Source organism: Micromonospora sp. CPCC 205554, from assembly GCF_036902745.1.
Lineage (GTDB): Bacteria > Actinomycetota > Actinomycetes > Mycobacteriales > Micromonosporaceae > Micromonospora > Micromonospora tulbaghiae.
This window is the reverse complement of sequence record NZ_JBAKHP010000004.1, coordinates 1-17,655: the sequence shown is the minus strand read 5'-3', so window position 1 is coordinate 17,655 and position 17,655 is coordinate 1. Positions and strand designations below refer to the sequence as shown.

Below are 17,655 nucleotides of genomic sequence, written 5' to 3'. Positions count from 1 at the left end.
CGCGGAGCGGCGTCCCCGGGGCCGGGCTCGGGTCACCGTACGTGAGCGAACCGGCACACCGTATTTCCGCTATCATGCTCTCTGTCCATTGCAGATGCAATAGCAGATGCACGTGCATCTCACTCCTCAGTCGACAGACGTCGCCACCCACCGCCCCTCCCCGCGGCCTCGGCTGGCTCATCCCGAAGGACGCCCATGCAGCAACCCCCGAACGGCGTGCCCGTGACCGAGTTGCCACCGATGCGCTGGCTGAAGAGCCGTCGCAGCAACCCCAGTGGCAACTGCGTCGAACTGGCCGAGTTGCCCGGCGGTGGCGGCATCGCGGTGCGCAACTCGCGGCACCCCGAGGGCCCGGCGCTGATCTACACAGTGGACGAGATCGCCGCGTTCGTGCTCGGCGCCCGGGACGGCGACTTCGACCATCTGATCCCGCCGTCCCGTACACGGGACTGACTCCGTCCGTCCGGAGGAGTTCACCTCACTGTCGGTTCATGGCATGCTTACTCGTCGGTCCGGGAGGGTGCCCGGCCGGGGCGGTCGGGATGCGAGGGCGGTCAGGTGGCGACGGTGCCCGTCGAGGGTGGTCCGACAAGCGGTCCGACGGTGCTGCGCATGCTGCTCGGCGGGCAGTTGCGCCGGCTGCGGGAGAGCGCCGGGGTCAGCCGGGAGACCGCCGGCTGGGAGATCCGCTCGTCGGAGTCGAAGATCAGCCGGATGGAGCTGGGCCGGGTCGGCTTCAAGGAGCGTGACGTGGCCGATCTGCTCACGCTCTACGGCGTCACCGCGCCGGAGGACCGCGACGCGCTGCTCAAGCTCGCCCGCGACGCGAACAGCCCGGGCTGGTGGCACCGCTACGGCGACGTGCTCCCCGCCTGGTTCCAGTCGTACCTGGGCCTGGAGGCGGCCGCCGCGCTGATCCGCACGTACGAGGTGCAGTTCGTACCCGGCCTGTTGCAGACCGCCGCGTACGCCCGGGAGGTCATCCTGCTCGGCCACCGCGGCGCGTCGGCGGCCGAGCTGGACCGGCGGGTGGAGCTGCGGATGCAGCGCAAGGAGCTGCTGCGGCGCGAGAACCCGCCGCAGCTGTGGGCGGTGCTCGACGAGGCGGTGCTGCGCCGTCCGATCGGCGGCCCCGCGGTGATGCGGGAGCAGATGGACGCGCTGATCGAGGCGACCTCCGGCCCGCACGTGCGGTTGCAGATCGTCCCGTTCGCCGCCGGCGGGCACGCCGCGGCCAGCGGCGCGTTCAGCATCCTGCGCTTCGGTGACGCCGACCTGCCCGACATCGTCTACATCGAGCAGCTCACCAGCGCGATCTACCTGGACAAGCGCGACGACCTCGACTTCTACGCCGAGGCGATGGAACGGCTGTGCGTCGAGGCCGCGCCGCCGGAACGGACCCCGGAGCTGCTGGCCCGCATGCGCGACGAGCTGTACCCGGCCTGACCGGGGCAGCGGCGGGCGCAAGAACGCCGGAACGGGACGAAACGGGGGCGCGGGTTGGTGCGGCCGGTGCCGCGCATGGCAGCCTGGTGAATTATGTCGCCGTTCACGCCCGCCCTGCGCCTGCACGACCGATACGTCCTGCGCGAACGCATCGGCCTCGGCGGGATGTCCGAGGTGTGGCGCGCCGACGACGAGGTGCTGCACCGGCCCGTCGCGGTCAAGGCCCTCGCCGGGCAGCTCGCCGCCGACCCGCAACTGCGGGCGGTCATCCAGCGCGAGGCCCGCGCGGCGGCGCGGCTCACCCACCCGCACGTGACCCAGGTGTACGACTACGGCGAGGCGACGCTGGACAGCGGCGTCGTGGTCCCGTACCTGGTGATGGAGCTGGTGGAGGGGCAGACGCTCGCCGACCGGCTGGCCGGCGGGCCGCTGGCCTGGCCGGACGCGGTCCGCACCGCCGGGCAGGTGGCCGGGGCGCTGGCCGCGGCGCACCGGATCGGCGTGGTGCACCGCGACATCAAGCCGGCGAACGTGATGCTCACCGAGACCGGCGCGAAGGTGCTCGACTTCGGCATCGCCGCGCCCGCCGGCCCGCACCCGGTGACCGGGCAGACCGGCGCGCTGCTGATGGGTACCCCGGCCTACTTCGCCCCGGAACGCCTCGACCCGGGCCCGGCGAACCCGGCCGGCGACGTGTACGCGCTCGGCGTCCTGCTGTACCGCAGCCTCACCGGTCAGGCCCCGCTGCCGGTGCGCAGCTGGGACGACGTGCTGGACGTGCGGCGCAACCGGCCGGCGGTGCCCCCGTTGCGGGTGCCCGGCCTGCCACCGGAGGTCGCCGACCTGGTCCTGGCCTGCCTCGCGGTGGACCCGGAGCGGCGGCCCACAGCGGCCCGGCTCGCCGAGCGGCTCGGCGCGGGCCGCCCGGTGGACCCGCCGACCGCGATCCTGCCCACCGTGGCGCCGGTGGCACACCCGCCCACCCTCGTCGATCGGTCCCCGGCCGCCGCGTCCCGCCCGGTCCCGCCGGCGCGTCCCGTCGCGCCGGCGCGCCCGGCGGTTTCGTCGAACCGGCTGCTCGGGCTGCTCGTCGCCGGTGCCCTGGTGCTGCTGCTCGCCGTGGTCGGCTCGCTGGTGTGGGGCGACGGCTCCGGCACGCCGCCGGCGGCCGCGCCCACCGCCGGTCCGTCGACCGGCGCCGCCGAGCCGCCCGCCCCGAAGCCCAGCAGCGCCGCGCCGACGTCGGCGGCACCCGAACCGGTGACGCTGCGTCAGCTCGGCGACCGGTTCGGTGAGCTGCTCGACCGGGCCGAGTCGATCGGGCTGATCGACCGCAAGACGGCCGACGACCTGCGCAAGAAGGCCGCCGAGCTGGACCGGGGCAAGCCGAAGGACCGGGACAAGCGGGTCGAGGACCTGCGCGAGAAGATCGAGGACGCGGCCGAGGACGACAAGATCGACCCGGTCACCGCCGCCGCGCTGCGCAAGCTGATCGACGGCTACGAGCGGCTGCGCGGCGGCGCCGGCGAGGGCTGAGCGTCAGCGCAGCGTGGCGGTGACCACCTCGCCGGTGCCCGCGCCGGCCCGGACCACCGGCTCGCCGTCCGGTGACCAGATCCCGGAACCACCGGCCGCCCGCGCGTACCCGCCGCCGGTCGACCCGGCGAAACTCGCCGTCACCACCCACACCCGGTGCGCGGCGGCGACGCGGCGGGCACGTTCGTCCGGCACCGCCGCGTCCTCGGCCGACTCCAGCACCCCGGCCAGGTAGGCGTCCGCGCCGAGCGCCACCGTCGCCGCCGTGTGCTCCGGCGTCCCGGTGTCCTTGCACACGGCCAGGCCCAGCCGCCAGCCGTCCACATCGAGCACCGCCGGCTCCCGGCCCGGTCGCATGTGCCGCGGCTCCGCGCCACCCAGGCACATCTTCCGGTACGCGACCCGCACGCCGTCGGCATCGACCGCGAGCACCCCGATGTGCGGCCCGGGCACCGGCGCCCCGGCCAGCGCCAGCGTGCCGGTGTCGGCGCAGGCCGCCCGCAGCGCCGCGAGGCTCGGGTCGGCCGGGTCCAGCGGCGCGGCGGTCAGCTCGTACCCGGTCAGCGACATCTCCGGGAACACCACCACGCGGACGCCGGCGGCGCGTACCGCATCGGCGTGCCGGGCGGCGTTGCCCTCGACGTCGTGGGAGCGGGTCAGCGGCTGGGCGACGGCGATCCGCAACGGCGTACGCATGGCGTACACGATAATGGTTTCCATGACGCGTGGTCGTCCGCGGCTTCGCCCCGTAACGTTGGTCCGATGATCGGAAACGCACAGCTGCTCGCCGTCCCCCGGGTGAGCACCTCGCGGGCCGCGGAACCGGCCGGCGACGGAGTAGCCGGCTGGGTCACCGGCCTGATGGAACGGCTCGGTGGTCCCGGCGCCGGTCTCGCGGTGGCCCTGGAGAACCTGTTCCCGCCCATTCCCAGCGAGGTGATCCTGCCGCTGGCCGGCTTCACCGCGAGCCAGGGCAGGATGAGCCTGGCCGGCGCCATCTTCTGGACCACGCTCGGGTCGATCGTGGGGGCGCTGGCGCTCTACTACATCGGCGCGGCCCTCGGGCGGGACCGGATGCGCGCCCTGGCCGGACGGCTGCCGCTGATCAAGCTGGAGGACGTGGACCGCACCGAGGCGTGGTTCCTGCGTCACGGGGTCAAGGCGGTGTTCTTCGGCCGGATGATTCCGATCTTCCGCAGTCTCATCTCCATCCCGGCCGGGGTGGAACGGATGCCGGTGCCGGTCTTCCTGCTCTACACCGCGCTGGGCAGCCTGATCTGGAACACCACGTTCGTGCTCGCCGGCTACCTCCTGGGCGAGCAGTGGCACGTGGTCGAGGCGTACGCGGGCACGTTCCAGAAGGTCGTCATCGTGGCCGTGGTGGCCGGTGTGTGCTGGTTCGTGGTCAGCCGGGTCCGCCGCTCCCGCCGTACCGCCGGCGACGTGCCGCCGCAGCCGGAGCCGGAGCCGACACCGCAGGGCACCGTCTACCGCGGCGGCTGGTACGGCCGGGCGGAGGACTGAGGCAGGCTCAGCAGGGCGGGTAGAGCGGGCGGGTGCCGGCGCCGGCGGCCCGGGCGGCGTGGTCGCTGAACCGGCAGCCGAAGTCCGGCGCCGCCACCGCGCGCCGGTCGGTGACCGCGTCACCGGCCGGGCGCTTCCCGGTGCGGACCCAGCGGGCCAGGTCGTCCCAGGCGGCACCGGCCTCGGCCGGACTGAACTCGCAGTGCTGCGCGGTACGCACCGCCCGCTGCACCAGCAGCCGGGACCGGCCGTGCCGGGCCACGTCCCGGGCGTACGCCTGCTCCATGTGCAACGGCACGAACAGGTCGCCGAGCCCGTGCAGGCTGAGCACCGGCGCGGTGGGCCGCCCGGCGATCCGGGGCACCTCGGTCAGACCGGGTGAGAGCCGCTGGCGCAGGTTCTCCGGCGCGACCCGCTGCACCGTCGCGTCGAGGTTCACCGGCTGGTTCGGCGTGTACCGGGTGAACAGGTTCGTGGCGAGCTGACCGGGACGCCGGGCCGGGGAGCCGTCCGCCTCGCTGACGGCGATGCCGAACAGGAAGTCCTTCCACACCGCGAACGCGGCGTCGGCGCCCGGCCGCGGCCCGCCGGATCGCTCCACTGTGACCGCGCGCAGCTGCTTGCCCAGCTCGTTGGTGGTGTCCGGGCCGCCCGGGGTCAGCCCGGCCAGGCCGAGCGTGACCTGGATCCGGGGCACCGCCGAGGTCAGGTAGTCGGCCGGCGTCGGGTACGCGCGCACCCCGGCGAGCGCCTGCGCGACCAGGTTGTAGTCCAGGAAGAAGTCGAACAGCTCCTGGTCGCCGAGCACTCCGCACATCGGCAGCGCCCCGGCGTAGTAGCCCGGGTACTGCTCCAGCGACCGGCCGATGACGTGGCCGCCCATCGACACACCGGCGATCAGCACCCGGTGCGGGCGCCGGACGGTACGGCTGAACAGGTCGGCCAGGGCGCGGGTGCTGCGCACCCCGGAGCGCACGTCGTAGCCGTTGCGGTCGTACGACGACGACGCCCACGCGTACCCCTGCGCCACCAGGCGCTGCCGCAGCTCGAAGGCGGGCGGCTCCGGCGACAGCTCGGTGCCCTGACCGCGGTAGCCGTGCGCCCACATGACCAGGTCGCCGTTCCAGCGCGCCGGGATCTCGACGATGTACCCGGCGTTCGCGTGCACGCCCTGCCGCACGGTGGTGGCGGCCCCGCCGACGACGAGCGGCGGCACCGGCGGGTTGACGATGGTGTAGCCGGGCAGCGGGCCGCTGCCGTCGTCACGGCCGGTGGCGGCGGCGGGCGCCGCGCCGGTCAGGCCGAGCGCCAGCGCGAGGGCAGCGCCGGCGGCGAGCAGCCGGCGGCGGACGGGTGAGGGCTGCATCGCTGCTCCCCGGGGGACGGGTGCCACCCCGGGACGGGGGTGACGACGCGGGACGGATGCCTACCGGCCGGTAGCGCCCTGAACCTAGGCCGGGCGTCGAGGGCTGTCAATCGCTGAGTGACCGCTCCGTCAGCGTCCGTCCCGCGGACCGCTCACACCAGCCCGTGTGCCAGCATCGCCTCGGCCACCCGCCGGAACCCCTGGATGTTCGCTCCGGCCACGTAGTCGCCGGGCAGGCCGAACTCCTCCGCGGTCGCCCAGCACCTGTCGTGCACGTCCCGCATGATCTCGCGCAGCCGCTGCTCCGACTCGCCGAACGTCCACGTGTCGCGGCTGGCGTTCTGCTGCATCTCCAACCCGCTCACCGCCACCCCGCCGGCGTTGGCGGCCTTGCCCGGGGCGAACCGCACCCCGGCCCGGCCGAGGATCCGCACCGCCTCCGGTGTGGTGGGCATGTTCGCCCCCTCCACCACCGCGACGCAGCCGCCGGCCACCAGCGCCGCCGCCTCCGCGCCGCCGATCTCGTTCTGCGTTGCGCAGGGCAGCGCCAGGTCGCAGGGCACCTCCCAGACGCTGCGGTCCGGAACCGCCACCGCGTTGCGCGCGTGCTCCGCGTACTCGGCCAGCCGTCCCCGGCGCTGCTCCTTCAGCTCGCGCAGGAACGCCAGGTCGATGCCCTTCTCGTCGACCACGTAGCCGCCCGAGTCCGAGCACGCCACCACGGTGCCGCCGAGCTGGTGCACCTTCTCGATCGCGTAGATGGCCACGTTGCCCGAACCGGACACCACCACCCGCTTGCCGTCCAGGCTGTCACCCGCCTGGCGGAGCATCTCGTCGGCGAAGAACACCGCCCCGTAGCCGGTCGCCTCCCGGCGCACCTGCGCGCCCCCGTACGCCAGGCCCTTGCCGGTGAGCACGCCCGCGTCGTACCGGTTGGTGATGCGCTTGTACTGCCCGAACAGGTAGCCGATCTCCCGGCCGCCCACCCCGATGTCACCGGCCGGCACGTCGGTCTGCGGGCCGATGTGCCGGTACAGCTCGGTCATGAAGCTCTGGCAGAACCGCATCACCTCGCGGTCGGAGCGGCCCTTCGGGTCGAAGTCCGCGCCGCCCTTGCCGCCGCCGATGGACAGCCCGGTCAGCGCGTTCTTGAAGATCTGCTCGAACCCGAGGAACTTCACGATGCCCAGGTAGACCGACGGGTGGAAGCGCAGACCGCCCTTGAACGGGCCGAGCGCGCTGTTGAACTCCACCCGGAAGCCGCGGTTCACCCGTACCCGGCCCTGGTCGTCCTCCCACGGCACGCGGAAGATGACCTGCCGCTCCGGCTCGCAGACCCGCTCGACCACCTCGGCGTACTCCGGATGCCGGGCCAGGGCCGGACCGATGCTCTCCAGTACCTCGCGGACCGCCTGGTGGAACTCGGGCTCTCCCGGGTTCCGGGCGACCACACCGGCGAACACCGACTCGACGGTCTCCGGCATCACGGGCACCTCCTCTCGCCTGGGACGCAGGCCCTCCGGCCGGCGTCGCCCCAGGATACGAACGGTGCACGGGGTGAGGTTCACTGGTCGGCGTGGACGCCACCATCTGGACGACGGCGCGGGACGCGCGCGCCTGGCTCGACGCCGCGAACGGCCGCGGCGACACCGAACTCACCTGTCGCATCCTCAAGATCGGCGAGGAGGCCGGCGAGGTCGCCGCGGCCTGGATCGGCCTGCTCGGCCAGAACCCGCGCAAGGGCGTGACGCACACCCGCGAGGAGGTCGCCGCCGAACTGGCCGACGTGGCGTTCACCGCGCTGGTCGCCATCGAGAGTCTCGGCCTGGACGCGCACGCCGTGCTGGCCGCGTGTGCCGGCAAGGTGCGCTCGCGTACCGGAGTGGGAATGAACCGGGACGCCGACGCGGACGTATGACCCGGTGGGGACCGGCGAGAGGGGACGACCATGACCGCATCCGAGGACGATCCCGACCTGGCCGGACCCCGCTGGTCCGGCGGCGCCCGGCTGCTGGCCGCCGCCGCGGTGCTGGTGGTGGTGCTCGGCGCCGTGGCGGTGGCGGTGACGCTGTCCAACCCGGCCCGCCTCGGCGTGGTCTTCTCCGGTGGTGCGTCGGCGTCACCGGTCACCGGCAACGGCGGCTCGGGCGGGGCGGGCTCCGCCGAGGTGGCCGGCGCCGAGACCCTCGCCGCGCCCCGTGGCGACCGGCAGCGCGCCCAGTTCGAGCTGGTCGACGGGCTGACCCGGTTCACGCTGCGGGCCGCCGACCTCGGCGACGACCTCTACCGGATCGGCGCGCCGGACGGCTCGGGCGTGACCCCGCGCCCGCAGCTCGTGGGCGACCGGGTCCGGCTGCGGATCGAGGAGAACGGCCGCCCCGGCCCGGCCGCCGTCGAGGTGGTGCTCAACTCCCGGGTCACCTGGCGGCTGCGGCTGATCGGCGGCGTCAGCGAGCAGCGCCTCGACCTGGGCGAGGCCCGTCTCGCCGGGGTCGACCTGGTCGGCGGCGCGTCGCGTACCCGGCTGCTGCTGCCGCGGCTCGACGGCTCGCTCACCGTCCGGATGACCGGCGGGGTCAGCGAACTCACCGTCACCGTGCCCGGCGGGCCGCCGGCCCGGGTGCGGGTGGCCTCCGGCGCCGGCTCCCTGACCCTGTACGACGAGCGTCGCGGCGGGATCGCCGCCGGTGACCTGGTCAGCTCGCCGGGCTGGGACCGGGCCGGCGACCGGCTCTACCTCGACCTGTGCGGGGGCGCGAACGCGGTGAGCGTCACCGCGGAGTGAGCGTACAGTCGGGCGGTGGACCGCACCGAATCCCTGCCCGCGCAGACGCTCCCGCCGGGCGTCGGCCCGACCGACCCGGGCAGCGTGCTGCTGCCCGGCCACGACGTCCCGCTCGGCCGCTACACCACTGTGCGCCGGCTCCTGCCGCAGCGGCAGCGCCGGATGGTCGGCGCCTGGTGCTTCGTCGACCACTTCGGGCCCGACGACGTGGCCGACCGGCCCGGCATGGAGGTGCCGCCGCACCCGCACACCGGGCTCCAGACCGTCACCTGGCTGCTCGACGGGGAGATCCTGCACCGCGACAGCCTCGGCAACGTGCAGCCCATCCGCCCGGGCCAGCTCAACGTGATGACCTCCGGTCGGGGCATCGCCCACTCCGAGCGTTCCCCGCTGGTGCACCCGCCGCTGATGCACGGCGTGCAGCTGTGGGTGGCGCTGCCCGACCCGGCCCGGGCCGGTGACCCGGACTTCGCCCACCACGCCGACCTGCCCCGCTTCCGCGACGGCGACCTGGACGTCACGGTGCTCGTCGGCGACCTCGGCGGGGAACGCTCGCCCGCGGTCGTGCACACCCCGCTGGTCGGCGCGCAGATCGAGGTCCGCGGGCCGGCACCGGCCACGCTGCCGCTGCGTCCGGACTTCGAGTACGGGCTGCTGGCCATGTCCGGCGCCGCCGAGTGCGACGGCACGCCGCTGGCCCCCGGCGCGCTGCTCTACCTGGGCCTCGGGCGCAGCGCGCTGACCCTGCGCGCCGAGCCGGGCACGCGCCTGCTGCTGCTCGGCGGCACCCCGTTCGAGGAACCGCTGGTGATGTGGTGGAACTTCGTCGGCCGCTCGCACGAGGAGGTGGTGGCCGCCCGGGAGGACTGGATGGCCGGCCGCCGCTTCGGCGTCGTCGCCGACGACGCGGCGCCACCGCTGCCCGCGCCCGCGCTGCCCACCACCCGGCTCAAGGCCCGCGACCGTGGCGGCGACGTACGCCGCTGACCGTCGTACCCGAATGCCGCGCCGTCGCCGGGGTAGTCGGCGGCATGCCGACACAGACCGCCCCGCGCGACGTCGCGGACAAGAAGCGGCTCGCCCGCCGGCTCGCCGGAGACGGCCGGGGGTTCGCCGAGTGCTTCGGGTTCCGGGTGACCAACAACCCGGCCCAGTTGTTCCAGGTGCTGTTCCTGGCCGTCCTGCTGGCCCGCCGGGGCGACTTCCACCGGGCCGTCGACGCGGCCACCGCGCTGCGCGACGCCGGCTGGGACACCGCCGCCCGGATGGCCCGCTCCCGGCACGAGGACCGGGTACGCGTGCTGCGCGCCGCCGGGCTGCGCGGTGACCTGGCCGGGATCGCCGACACCCTCGGCGACCTGGCCCGCACTGTGGTCGAGACGTACCGGGGTGACCTGCGCCGGCTGCGGACCGCCGCGCACCAGGAGCCGGGCGAGGAACGGCGGCTGCTGACCGCGCTGCCCGGAGTGGACGACGAGGTGTGCGACCTGTTCCTGCGCGAGGCGCAGGCGCTGTGGCGTGAGGCGGCGCCGGTGGCCGACCGGCGGGCGCTCGCGGCGGCCCGGCGGCTCGGGCTGGGCCGCACCGCGGGCGACCTCGCCGGACTCACCGGCAGCGGGGAGTCGGAGCAACTGTCGTGGCTGGTCGGAGCGCTGGCGCGAGTGGACCTGGAGCGGCGGTACGCCGAGGTGACCGCCTGAGCGCACGCGTGCGCCCGGACACACTTCCGCGATTCTCACCCGTTCGGCTGATGCCGCGTCGTATGATGATCGTGGCAGCGATGCCCGCCCGGTTCGGGCGAACATCTCACCGCTCTGCGGTCGCGACCCGGTTCGGGCGTGAACCGCGGAGGACAGGTGCTGCGTGGCGCCCCAGGTCGCGGTTCGTGACCCGGGGCGCTCGCCTGTCCAGGGCGTGCCGGCCGCCCACGGGAGTGCGCACGACCGCACCCGCGACGATCCCGGGCGCGCTCGCCGCCGGGCTTGCGAGTGGTGCCCGTACCCGCCGCCCGGGCACGCGCAGAGACCGGCGGCCGTTGTCGCCCGCCGGTCCGCCGCCGTGCTCAGATGCCGCGCAGGTGCTGCGACACGCGCGGGTGGTCGACCCGCGCCTGCGCCGCGCGCTGCGAAGGGCTCACCTCGGGAGCCGCGTCGATGCCGGCCGAGCGGGCCACCTCGGTGCCGTTGGCGTAGTCCACCGGGGGCAGCGCGCGCAGCGCCCGCAACACGTCCGGCGGCGCGCCCTCCCGTTCCGCCTCGCGGATGACGTCGTCCTTGCCGGCCGGGTAGTCCAGCGCGGACAGGTACTCAAGGACATCCGTGTAACTCGCCATGGGTCGGGCTCCTCGTGGCAGTAGTCGCGGTCGTGGCCGGGCGGCGGTTACCCGTCGCGCCGCCGCTCACGCCCGCGGGCGCGCAAATCCCGCCGCCGTGGTCGCGCCGGTGGGCGGCGCCGTTTCCGCCGCGCTGTCGCGGGTAGCCGCGGTGGGCGCACCGAAGGGGGTACCACGGATGCACTACCTGACCTTCGTGAGCCGGGTCGCCCGGCTCACCGGCACCAGCGAGGACCGGGCCGCCACGCTCACCGGGGCCGCGCTGGAGACGTTCGCGGAGCGGCTGACCGGCGGCGAGGTGCTGGACCTGGCCGCGCAGCTGCCGAAGCCCCTGCAGGGGCTGCTCAGCCCGTATCCGCGCGACGAGGCGGCGGAACGGTTCGGCGCGGCGGAGTTCGTCGCCCGGGTCGCCCGCCGGGCGGACTGCGACGAGAACACCGCCCGGGACGCGGTACGCGCGGTGTTCGTCACGATGCGCGAGGCGATCCGGGGCGGGGAGTTCCAGGAGGTCGTGGTCCAGTTCCCGCGCGACTACCGGGACATGGTCGAACCGGCGCTGGCCCCGGCGAACCGCCGCTGAGCCGGTTCGCGGGCGGTCAGCCGATCACACCGGCGGCGCGCAGCGCGGCGATCCGCCCGGTGTCGATCCCGGCGTCGGCGAGCACCTCGTCGGTGTGCTCGCCGGGGGCGGGCGGAGGGCGCCGCACCGATGTCGGGGTGGCCGAGAAGCGCGGGGCGGGAGCGGGCTGCGTGACGCCGTCCGGCGCCACGAAGACCTCCCGCGCGCGCAGGTGCGGATGCGCCGGCGTCTCGGCCCAGTCGAGCACGGGCGCCACGCAGGCGTCGGTGCCGGCCAGCAGCTCCGTCCACTCGTCCCGGGTCCGGGTGCGGAACAGTCGCGCCCAGGCGGCCCGCAGCGCCGGCCAGTTCGCCGGATCGTTCCGGTCGAGCGTGTCGTCCGTGGCGCTGCCGTCCGCCGCGCCGTCCTCGCCGTCGAGCGGGAAGCCGGTGAGGCGGACCAGTTCGGCGTAGAACTGCGGCTCCAGCGCGCCCACCGCGACGTACCGCCCGTCGGCGCACTCGTACGTGTCGTAGAACGGGGCGCCGCCGTCGAGCAGGTTCACCCCGCGCGGGTCCTGCCACAGGCCGATGCCGCGCAGCGCGTGGATCTGGGTGGCCAGCACCGACACGCCGTCCACGATGGCCGCGTCGACCACCTGGCCGGGCGCGCCGCCGCGTACCGCGTACAGCGCCGCGACCACGCCGAGGGCCAGCATCATGCCGCCGCCGCCGAAGTCGCCGAGCAGGTTCATCGGCGGCACCGGGCGCTCACCGGCCCGGCCCACGCCGTGCAGCGCGCCGGTCAGCGCCAGGTAGTCGATGTCGTGCCCGGCGCTGTGGGCGAGCGGGCCGTCCTGTCCCCAGCCGGTCATCCGCCCGTACACCAGCTTGGGGTTGACGGCGAGGCAGTCGTCCGGGCCGAGGCCGAGCCGCTCGGTGACCCCGGGCCGGAAGCCCTCCACCAGCGCGTCCGCTGATTCGACGAGCGCCAGCACCAGGTCACGGCCGGCAGGCTGCTTGAGGTCCACCGCCACCGAGCGGCGGTTGCGGTTCAGCAGGTCGCCGGGGAAGGCGCCGAACCCGCCGCCGCCGGGCCGGTCGACGCGCACCACGTCGGCGCCGAGGTCGGCCAGCATCATCGCCGCGAACGGACCGGGGCCGATTCCGGCCAGCTCGATCACCCGTACGCCGGTCAGTGGTCCCTGGTTGGTCACCCGCGTCACCATAGGTGCCGGGGTGACCCGGCGCCATGCCCTCCGCCGCCGCACAGCGGTTGACCAGGGCAATCAACCGTGTCCCGACTTGGCGTCCGGTCCGGCGGTGACCTAGCCTTGTGCAGGCGAGGGGAGTACTTCCCACGAATCATTCCGGTCAGTACGGCAAGCCGCCGAGGCGAGCCCCGGGTGGTTGCCCACGAAAACGTGGGTGAAGGAGACCTCGAACATGACACGGTGTTCGAGGAGGCTCCATGCCCGAATTGTCGCCCCTGGCCGCGGCCGGGTTGTCGTCTGTCGGCACGCCCACGCTGTGGGCCGTGACGATCGTCGGCGTGCTCGTCCTGCTGGTGCTCGACTTCCTGGTCACCAGAAAGCCGCACGAGGTCTCGATCCGTGAGGCGCTGGGCTGGTCGGCCTTCTACATCGCCCTGCCGCTGGCCTTCGGCGCGTGGATCTGGTCCCGCTACGGCAGCCAGCAGGGCATCGAGTACCTCACCGGCTACCTGGTCGAGAAGTCCCTCTCGGTCGACAACCTGTTCGTCTTCATGCTGCTGCTGGCCGCGTTCGCGGTGCCCGCCGTGCTGGCCCAGCGGGTGCTGCTCTACGGCATCGCCGGCGCCCTCGTGCTGCGCGGCGTGTTCATCGCGCTCGGCGCCGCCGCGCTGCAGACGCTCGACTTCGCCTTCCTGCTGTTCGCGCTCATCCTGATCGCCACCGCGGTCAAGCTGCTGCGCGACGCCCTCTCCGGGCACGAGCAGGAGGTCGACATCAACAAGATGCGGTCGGTCCGGCTGCTCCGCAAGATCATGCCGGTGGTCAACGACTACCACGGCACCCGGATGACGATCCGGCAGGCCGGACGGCGGGCGCTCACCCCGTTCGCGCTCGTCGTGGTCGCCGTGCTGGCCACGGACGTCGTGTTCGCCGTCGACTCGGTGCCCGCCGTCTACGGCATCACCGAGGACCCGTACCTGGTCTTCGCCACCAACGCCTTCGCGCTGCTGGGCCTGCGGGCGCTCTACTTCGTGCTGCACGCCGCGCTGAGCCGGCTCGTGCACCTCAGCTACGGCTTGGCCGCCATCCTGGCGTTCATCGGCGTCAAGCTCGGCCTGCACTGGGCGCACGGCATCTGGAAGGGCGTACCGGAGATCCCGACGCTCGCCTCGCTCGGCGTGATCATCGGCATCCTCGTGATCGTCACCATCACCAGCCTGCGGGCCACCCGCGACAGCGGCGACGGCAAGCGCACCGTCGTGCACGAGGTGCAGGGCGGAGGTTCCGCCTGACTCGGTGGGAACCCCTGCCCCGGCGCGACCGGCGGTGGTACGACTGACGGGTGGGAATCGTCTCGCCCGGCTTCCAGGGCCGGCCCCGTACGTCCGCACCCGACCTGCCGCCGGGGCAGTACCTCACCGAGGACTTCCCGGTGCTCTCCGCCGGCCCGACGCCGCGCGTCTCCCTCGACACCTGGGAGTTCGTGCTGACCAGCGAGACCGGCGCGGAGTACCGCTGGTCCTGGGACGAGCTGATGGGCCTGCCACAGGACACCCCGACGGTGGACCTGCACTGCGTCACCCGCTGGTCCAAGCTCGGCACCACCTGGCAGGGCGTCTCCCTGGACACGCTGCTCGACGGCGTCGACACCGGCGCCCGGTACGCGCTGGCGCACTCGTACGGCGGCTACACCACGAACCTGCCGCTGGACGACCTGCGCGGCGGGCGGGCCTGGGTGGTGCACACGTACGACGGGGCCCCGCTGCCGGCCGAGCACGGCGGCCCCGCGCGGCTGCTCGTACCGCACCTGTACCTGTGGAAGTCGGCGAAATGGGTGCACGGCATCCGGCTGCTCGTCGACGACCGGCCCGGTTTCTGGGAGACCGCCGGCTACCACGACTACGGCGACCCGTGGCGCGAGCAGCGCTACCAGGGCGACTGAGGTGACAGCGCAGACCGAGGGCCGCCGCGTCGCGCCGCTGATGTGGCGGGTCGCCCGGCTGGTCGAACGGCGGATCGAGACGCCCACCGCGCAGACGCTGGTGCTGGACGTGCCCGGCTGGCCCGGGCACCTGCCCGGGCAGCACGTCGACCTGCGCCTGACCGCCGAGGACGGCTACCAGGCCGCCCGGTCGTACTCGCTGGCCGGCCCCGCCGACGGCGAGCGGATCGAGGTGACGGTGCAGCGGGTGCCCGACGGCGAGGTGTCGCCGTACCTGACCGACACCTACGCCGAGGGCGACCCGCTGGAGGTACGCGGACCGGTCGGCGGCTGGTTCGTCTGGCGTACCGACGACACCGCGCCCGTCCTGCTCGTGGGCGGCGGATCCGGCGTGGTGCCGCTGATGGCGATGATCCGCGCACGCCGGGCCGCGGGCAGCCGCACGCCGTTCCGGCTCGTCTACTCGGTGCGCACCCCCGACGACGTCATCTACGCCGACGAGCTGCGCCGCCGCGCCCGCGACGACCAGGGCCTCGACGTCGCGTACGTCTACACCCGGTCCGCGCCCGAGGGCTGGCGCGGCGAGCCGCACCGGATCGGCCTGGCCGACGTGAACAGCCACGGCTGGCCGCCCGACCTGGAGCCGCTGTGCTACGTGTGCGGCCCCACCGGGTTCGTGGAGACCGTGGCCGACCTGCTGGTGGGGCTGGGTCACCCGACCCGGCGCGTGCGGACCGAACGGTTCGGGCCGACCGGCTGAGGACCCCGAGGAGGGCGTATGACCGACCTGTCGTACCTGGACGGAAACATGCTCGACGGGCCGCTGCGCGAGTTGCTCGCGGTCGACCTGAGCGCCACCACCGGACGCTGCGACACCTGCGGGACGACCGGGCCGATGGCCGGGCTACACGTCTATTCGCACGCCCCGGGCCTGGTGGGGCGCTGCCCTGCCTGCTCCGGGGTGATGGTGCGGCTGGTCCGCGCTCCGCAACGGGCCTGGCTGGACCTGCGCGGCACCACGTACCTCCAGGTGCCCATGGCGGCCGAGCAGGGTTTCCGCGCCGCGCCCTGACACCCGCGCCCCGGCCGGGCCGCGCCCTGACGTCTGCGCCGTGCCTGGGCCGCGCCGCCCGCGCCGGCGCAGCCGCCCGACGAGCTGACCCACCGTCACCGGCACCACCGACAGCACGAGCTGACCGTTGCGCGGGTCGACAGTCGCCGCCACCCCGTACAGCCGGGCACCGTGGCGCAGCAGCCGGGGCCGCCCGGCGGCGAGCCGCGGTGCGCGCACCGCCGCCCCGCCGCGTCCGTGGCCGCCGTCCACCTCCGCGCGCACCGGATGGCGCTGCCCGCTGGTGGAGCCGGCGGCCAGGAGCCGGTCCAGCGCGAAGTCCGTACGCAGGGTGCGGCCGGTGGGATCGCCGGCGTCCATCCGGGTGGCGCCCACGACCGGACCGGCCAGCATCCGCACCGGCCCGGCCTCGGCGGCGAACCGGGGGTACGGGCTGCGCGTGGTCACCGTCAGCGTGTGCCCGTCGGCCCAGCTCACGTCGACGGCGTCCAGCCGCGCCAGCCAGTCGGCGCGCACGTCGGTGACGTCGGTCCACCGCGCCGGGGCGCCCGGATAGCCCGCGTGCCAGCGGTCACCGGCGAACACCGTCGCCGGCACGCCCCGGCCGCTGTCCTGCTCGATGACCGCCAGCAGGTCGTCGACCCCGCCCGCGGTCACCGCGCCCAGGCGTAGCCGGGCCTCGACGCCGAGCCGGTTCCGCAGGCCGTCGGTGACGTGCCGCCGCACCAGCCGCGCGACTGTCGCATGCACCCGCTCCTGCGCGGCCCGGTCCAGGTGCCGGAAGTCGTCGCCGACCAGGTTCGCCAGTTCCAGCCCGACGTGGCGGCGCAGCACCGCGTCCCGGCGCGCTCCGGCGGGGATCAGGTCGGCCACGTACGCGAACAGCCGCTCCACGCTGACCAGGCGCTGCTCGACCCGGCTGTGGTAGGTGATGTTGCGGGCGTCCAGCCGGCGTACCGCGTGGTAGTAGTCGTGGTCGGCGAGCACCGAGATCCGCCGGGCGTGGTAGCAGGCGGCGAGCGTGAACGGCTGGTCGCTGAGCACCGGCATGTCCTCCGGGAACCGCAGCCCGAGCCGGTCCACGAGGTCGCGCCGGAACAGCTTCGTGTTCGCCAGCGACCAGGGCAGCGCCGAGTCGAACAGGCTCACGTCGACCGCGTTGCCGCCGGCGAACACGTCGGAGAAGACGTGCCGGCCGTTGACGCCGACCACCTTGCCGAGCACCACGTCCGAGCCGTACCGGTCGGCGGCGGCGACCAGACGTTCGAGGGCCTCCGGGCCGAGCCGGTCGTCCGAGCCGAGGAAGAAGACGTACCGGCCGGTGGCCAGGTCGAGTCCCCGGTTGCAGGGCGCCGCCGGGCCACCGGAGTTGGCCTGGTGGACCACCCGTACCGTGCCGGGGTGCTTGGCGGCGTAACGGTCCAGCAGGCGGCCGCTGCCGTCGGTGGACCCGTCGTCCACCGCCACGATCTCCATCCGGTCCGGCCCGATGGTCTGCCGCAGCACCGAGTCGAGGCAGGACCGCAGGTAGCGCAGCGTGTTGTAGACCGGCACGACGACGCTCACGTCGGGGCGGCTCGCCGCGGATGGGCGATGCGTGGTCGGTGGGTGGTGCGTCGCCTCCTCGGCTGCCACTGCTGCTCCTTCGCGTCGCCCGGACGATCCGGCGCGACCCAGCGTGGTGGAGTGAGCCGTCCGGGTGACGACACCGGCGTGACGGCGAGGTGACCGGAAGGCAGCCGTTGGATACGCGCGAAAGGGCCCGACCCCTGTGGTGGGGTCGGGCCCTTTCGCGTGTTCTTGCTGTGCAGCCGTATGTCTTAGCTGGTGCTGTAGCCGCGGGTGGCGATCCAGTCGGCGAGGTTGTCGATGCTCATGCG

18 protein-coding genes and 1 pseudogene are annotated in these 17,655 nt (G+C 74.3%); 13 read left to right on the top strand and 6 right to left on the bottom strand.

Translation table 11 applies throughout. The features are described 5' to 3' along the window. Window positions 1-195: 195 nt before the first annotated feature. The 3 genes from V6U82_RS08755 (at window position 196) to V6U82_RS08745 (ending at window position 2,982) form a co-directional block, all read left to right on the top strand. Entirely contained in the window at window positions 196-453 is a 258-nt protein-coding gene (locus V6U82_RS08755; protein WP_013285958.1) for a DUF397 domain-containing protein, read from the top strand. A 105-nt stretch (window positions 454-558) separates the two neighbouring features. Beyond that, complete coding sequence (locus V6U82_RS08750; protein WP_128138985.1) at window positions 559-1,446, top strand: helix-turn-helix domain-containing protein; 888 nt, start codon at window positions 559-561, stop codon at window positions 1,444-1,446. Window positions 1,447-1,539: 93 nt separating this feature from the next. Continuing rightward, window positions 1,540-2,982, top strand: a complete 1,443-nt coding sequence (locus V6U82_RS08745) for a serine/threonine-protein kinase (RefSeq protein ID WP_334460359.1) — start codon at window positions 1,540-1,542, stop codon at window positions 2,980-2,982. A 3-nt stretch (window positions 2,983-2,985) separates the two neighbouring features. Here the strand turns inward: V6U82_RS08745 and V6U82_RS08740 are convergent, their stop codons facing one another. Then, window positions 2,986-3,678: a carbon-nitrogen hydrolase family protein gene (locus tag V6U82_RS08740; protein ID WP_334460357.1), complete on the bottom strand. Its 693-nt coding sequence runs from the start codon at window positions 3,676-3,678 to the stop codon at window positions 2,986-2,988. A gap of 66 nt (window positions 3,679-3,744) precedes the next feature. Here V6U82_RS08740 and V6U82_RS08735 point away from each other — a divergent pair, with 66 nt between their 5' ends. Continuing rightward, on the top strand, window positions 3,745-4,506 hold the full coding sequence (locus tag V6U82_RS08735; RefSeq protein WP_128136680.1) for a DedA family protein: 762 nt from the start codon (window positions 3,745-3,747) through the stop codon (window positions 4,504-4,506). Between the two features lie 7 nt (window positions 4,507-4,513). Here the strand turns inward: V6U82_RS08735 and V6U82_RS08730 are convergent, their stop codons facing one another. Both V6U82_RS08730 and gdhA read right to left on the bottom strand, forming a co-directional pair. Further along, the gene (locus tag V6U82_RS08730) at window positions 4,514-5,872 is read right to left on the bottom strand and encodes an alpha/beta hydrolase family protein (protein ID WP_334460356.1); all 1,359 of its coding nucleotides are present in this window, start codon (window positions 5,870-5,872) and stop codon (window positions 4,514-4,516) included. Window positions 5,873-6,024: 152 nt separating this feature from the next. Continuing rightward, window positions 6,025-7,356, bottom strand: coding sequence for an NADP-specific glutamate dehydrogenase (gdhA, locus tag V6U82_RS08725; protein ID WP_334460354.1), 1,332 nt, complete (start codon window positions 7,354-7,356; stop codon window positions 6,025-6,027). Between the two features lie 92 nt (window positions 7,357-7,448). Here gdhA and V6U82_RS08720 point away from each other — a divergent pair, with 92 nt between their 5' ends. From V6U82_RS08720 to V6U82_RS08705, 4 genes are read left to right on the top strand one after another with little or no spacing between them, the layout of a single operon-like run. Then, the gene (locus V6U82_RS08720) at window positions 7,449-7,790 is read left to right on the top strand and encodes a MazG-like family protein (RefSeq protein WP_013285966.1); all 342 of its coding nucleotides are present in this window, start codon (window positions 7,449-7,451) and stop codon (window positions 7,788-7,790) included. Window positions 7,791-7,820: 30 nt separating this feature from the next. Further along, window positions 7,821-8,657, top strand: a complete 837-nt coding sequence (locus V6U82_RS08715) for a hypothetical protein (RefSeq protein WP_334460348.1) — start codon at window positions 7,821-7,823, stop codon at window positions 8,655-8,657. A 15-nt stretch (window positions 8,658-8,672) separates the two neighbouring features. After that, window positions 8,673-9,644 (top strand): pirin family protein, encoded by a 972-nt coding sequence (locus tag V6U82_RS08710; RefSeq protein WP_334460347.1) that lies wholly within the window; start codon window positions 8,673-8,675, stop codon window positions 9,642-9,644. A gap of 44 nt (window positions 9,645-9,688) precedes the next feature. After that, window positions 9,689-10,357 carry a hypothetical protein gene (locus tag V6U82_RS08705; RefSeq protein WP_334460346.1) on the top strand — a complete coding sequence of 223 codons (669 nt, stop codon included), beginning with the start codon at window positions 9,689-9,691 and terminating at the stop codon, window positions 10,355-10,357. Window positions 10,358-10,719: 362 nt separating this feature from the next. On the opposite strand, the gene V6U82_RS08700 is transcribed toward V6U82_RS08705, so the two are convergent. Further along, window positions 10,720-10,989 carry a DUF2795 domain-containing protein gene (locus tag V6U82_RS08700; RefSeq protein ID WP_091427162.1) on the bottom strand — a complete coding sequence of 90 codons (270 nt, stop codon included), beginning with the start codon at window positions 10,987-10,989 and terminating at the stop codon, window positions 10,720-10,722. 178 nt (window positions 10,990-11,167) lie between these two features. Here V6U82_RS08700 and V6U82_RS08695 point away from each other — a divergent pair, with 178 nt between their 5' ends. Further along, a complete protein-coding gene (locus V6U82_RS08695; RefSeq protein WP_128138455.1) occupies window positions 11,168-11,569 on the top strand; it encodes a DUF2267 domain-containing protein in 402 nt (133 codons plus the stop codon). A 16-nt stretch (window positions 11,570-11,585) separates the two neighbouring features. Here the strand turns inward: V6U82_RS08695 and V6U82_RS08690 are convergent, their stop codons facing one another. After that, window positions 11,586-12,776: a CaiB/BaiF CoA transferase family protein gene (locus tag V6U82_RS08690; RefSeq protein ID WP_334460341.1), complete on the bottom strand. Its 1,191-nt coding sequence runs from the start codon at window positions 12,774-12,776 to the stop codon at window positions 11,586-11,588. Window positions 12,777-13,018: 242 nt separating this feature from the next. Between V6U82_RS08690 and V6U82_RS08685 the strand changes: the two genes are divergently transcribed. The 4 genes and pseudogenes from V6U82_RS08685 to V6U82_RS08670 form a co-directional block, all read left to right on the top strand. After that, the gene (locus V6U82_RS08685; protein ID WP_128138456.1) at window positions 13,019-14,053 is read left to right on the top strand and encodes a TerC/Alx family metal homeostasis membrane protein; all 1,035 of its coding nucleotides are present in this window, start codon (window positions 13,019-13,021) and stop codon (window positions 14,051-14,053) included. A gap of 50 nt (window positions 14,054-14,103) precedes the next feature. Continuing rightward, entirely contained in the window at window positions 14,104-14,703 is a 600-nt protein-coding gene (locus V6U82_RS08680) for a sulfite oxidase-like oxidoreductase (protein ID WP_334460340.1), read from the top strand. Between the two features lies 1 nt (window position 14,704). After that, window positions 14,705-15,463, top strand: coding sequence for a ferredoxin reductase (locus tag V6U82_RS08675; protein WP_121685640.1), 759 nt, complete (start codon window positions 14,705-14,707; stop codon window positions 15,461-15,463). Window positions 15,464-15,481: 18 nt separating this feature from the next. Beyond that, window positions 15,482-15,682: pseudogene (locus tag V6U82_RS08670) on the top strand (DUF6510 family protein); the annotation flags it as partial. Here the strand turns inward: V6U82_RS08670 and V6U82_RS08665 are convergent. Then, the gene (locus V6U82_RS08665; protein ID WP_334460339.1) at window positions 15,608-17,410 is read right to left on the bottom strand and encodes a glycosyltransferase family 2 protein; all 1,803 of its coding nucleotides are present in this window, start codon (window positions 17,408-17,410) and stop codon (window positions 15,608-15,610) included. The pseudogene V6U82_RS08670 and the gene V6U82_RS08665 sit on opposite strands and share 75 nt — an antisense overlap. Window positions 17,411-17,655: the final 245 nt, after the last annotated feature.

Bases quoted from the DNA above. Each gene is read 5' to 3' on its own strand.
- V6U82_RS08755 (WP_013285958.1), top strand. From the start codon at position 196: ATGCAGCAACCCCCGAACGGCGTGCCCGTGACCGAGTTGCCACCGATG.
- V6U82_RS08745 (WP_334460359.1), top strand. From the start codon at position 1,540: ATGTCGCCGTTCACGCCCGCCCTGCGCCTGCACGACCGATACGTCCTG.
- V6U82_RS08740 (WP_334460357.1), bottom strand. From the start codon at position 3,678: ATGCGTACGCCGTTGCGGATCGCCGTCGCCCAGCCGCTGACCCGCTCC.
- V6U82_RS08735 (WP_128136680.1), top strand. From the start codon at position 3,745: ATGATCGGAAACGCACAGCTGCTCGCCGTCCCCCGGGTGAGCACCTCG.
- V6U82_RS08730 (WP_334460356.1), bottom strand. From the start codon at position 5,872: ATGCAGCCCTCACCCGTCCGCCGCCGGCTGCTCGCCGCCGGCGCTGCC.
- gdhA (WP_334460354.1), bottom strand. From the start codon at position 7,356: ATGCCGGAGACCGTCGAGTCGGTGTTCGCCGGTGTGGTCGCCCGGAAC.
- V6U82_RS08715 (WP_334460348.1), top strand. From the start codon at position 7,821: ATGACCGCATCCGAGGACGATCCCGACCTGGCCGGACCCCGCTGGTCC.
- V6U82_RS08705 (WP_334460346.1), top strand. From the start codon at position 9,689: ATGCCGACACAGACCGCCCCGCGCGACGTCGCGGACAAGAAGCGGCTC.
- V6U82_RS08700 (WP_091427162.1), bottom strand. From the start codon at position 10,989: ATGGCGAGTTACACGGATGTCCTTGAGTACCTGTCCGCGCTGGACTAC.
- V6U82_RS08695 (WP_128138455.1), top strand. From the start codon at position 11,168: ATGCACTACCTGACCTTCGTGAGCCGGGTCGCCCGGCTCACCGGCACC.
- V6U82_RS08690 (WP_334460341.1), bottom strand. From the start codon at position 12,776: ATGGTGACGCGGGTGACCAACCAGGGACCACTGACCGGCGTACGGGTG.
- V6U82_RS08685 (WP_128138456.1), top strand. From the start codon at position 13,019: ATGCCCGAATTGTCGCCCCTGGCCGCGGCCGGGTTGTCGTCTGTCGGC.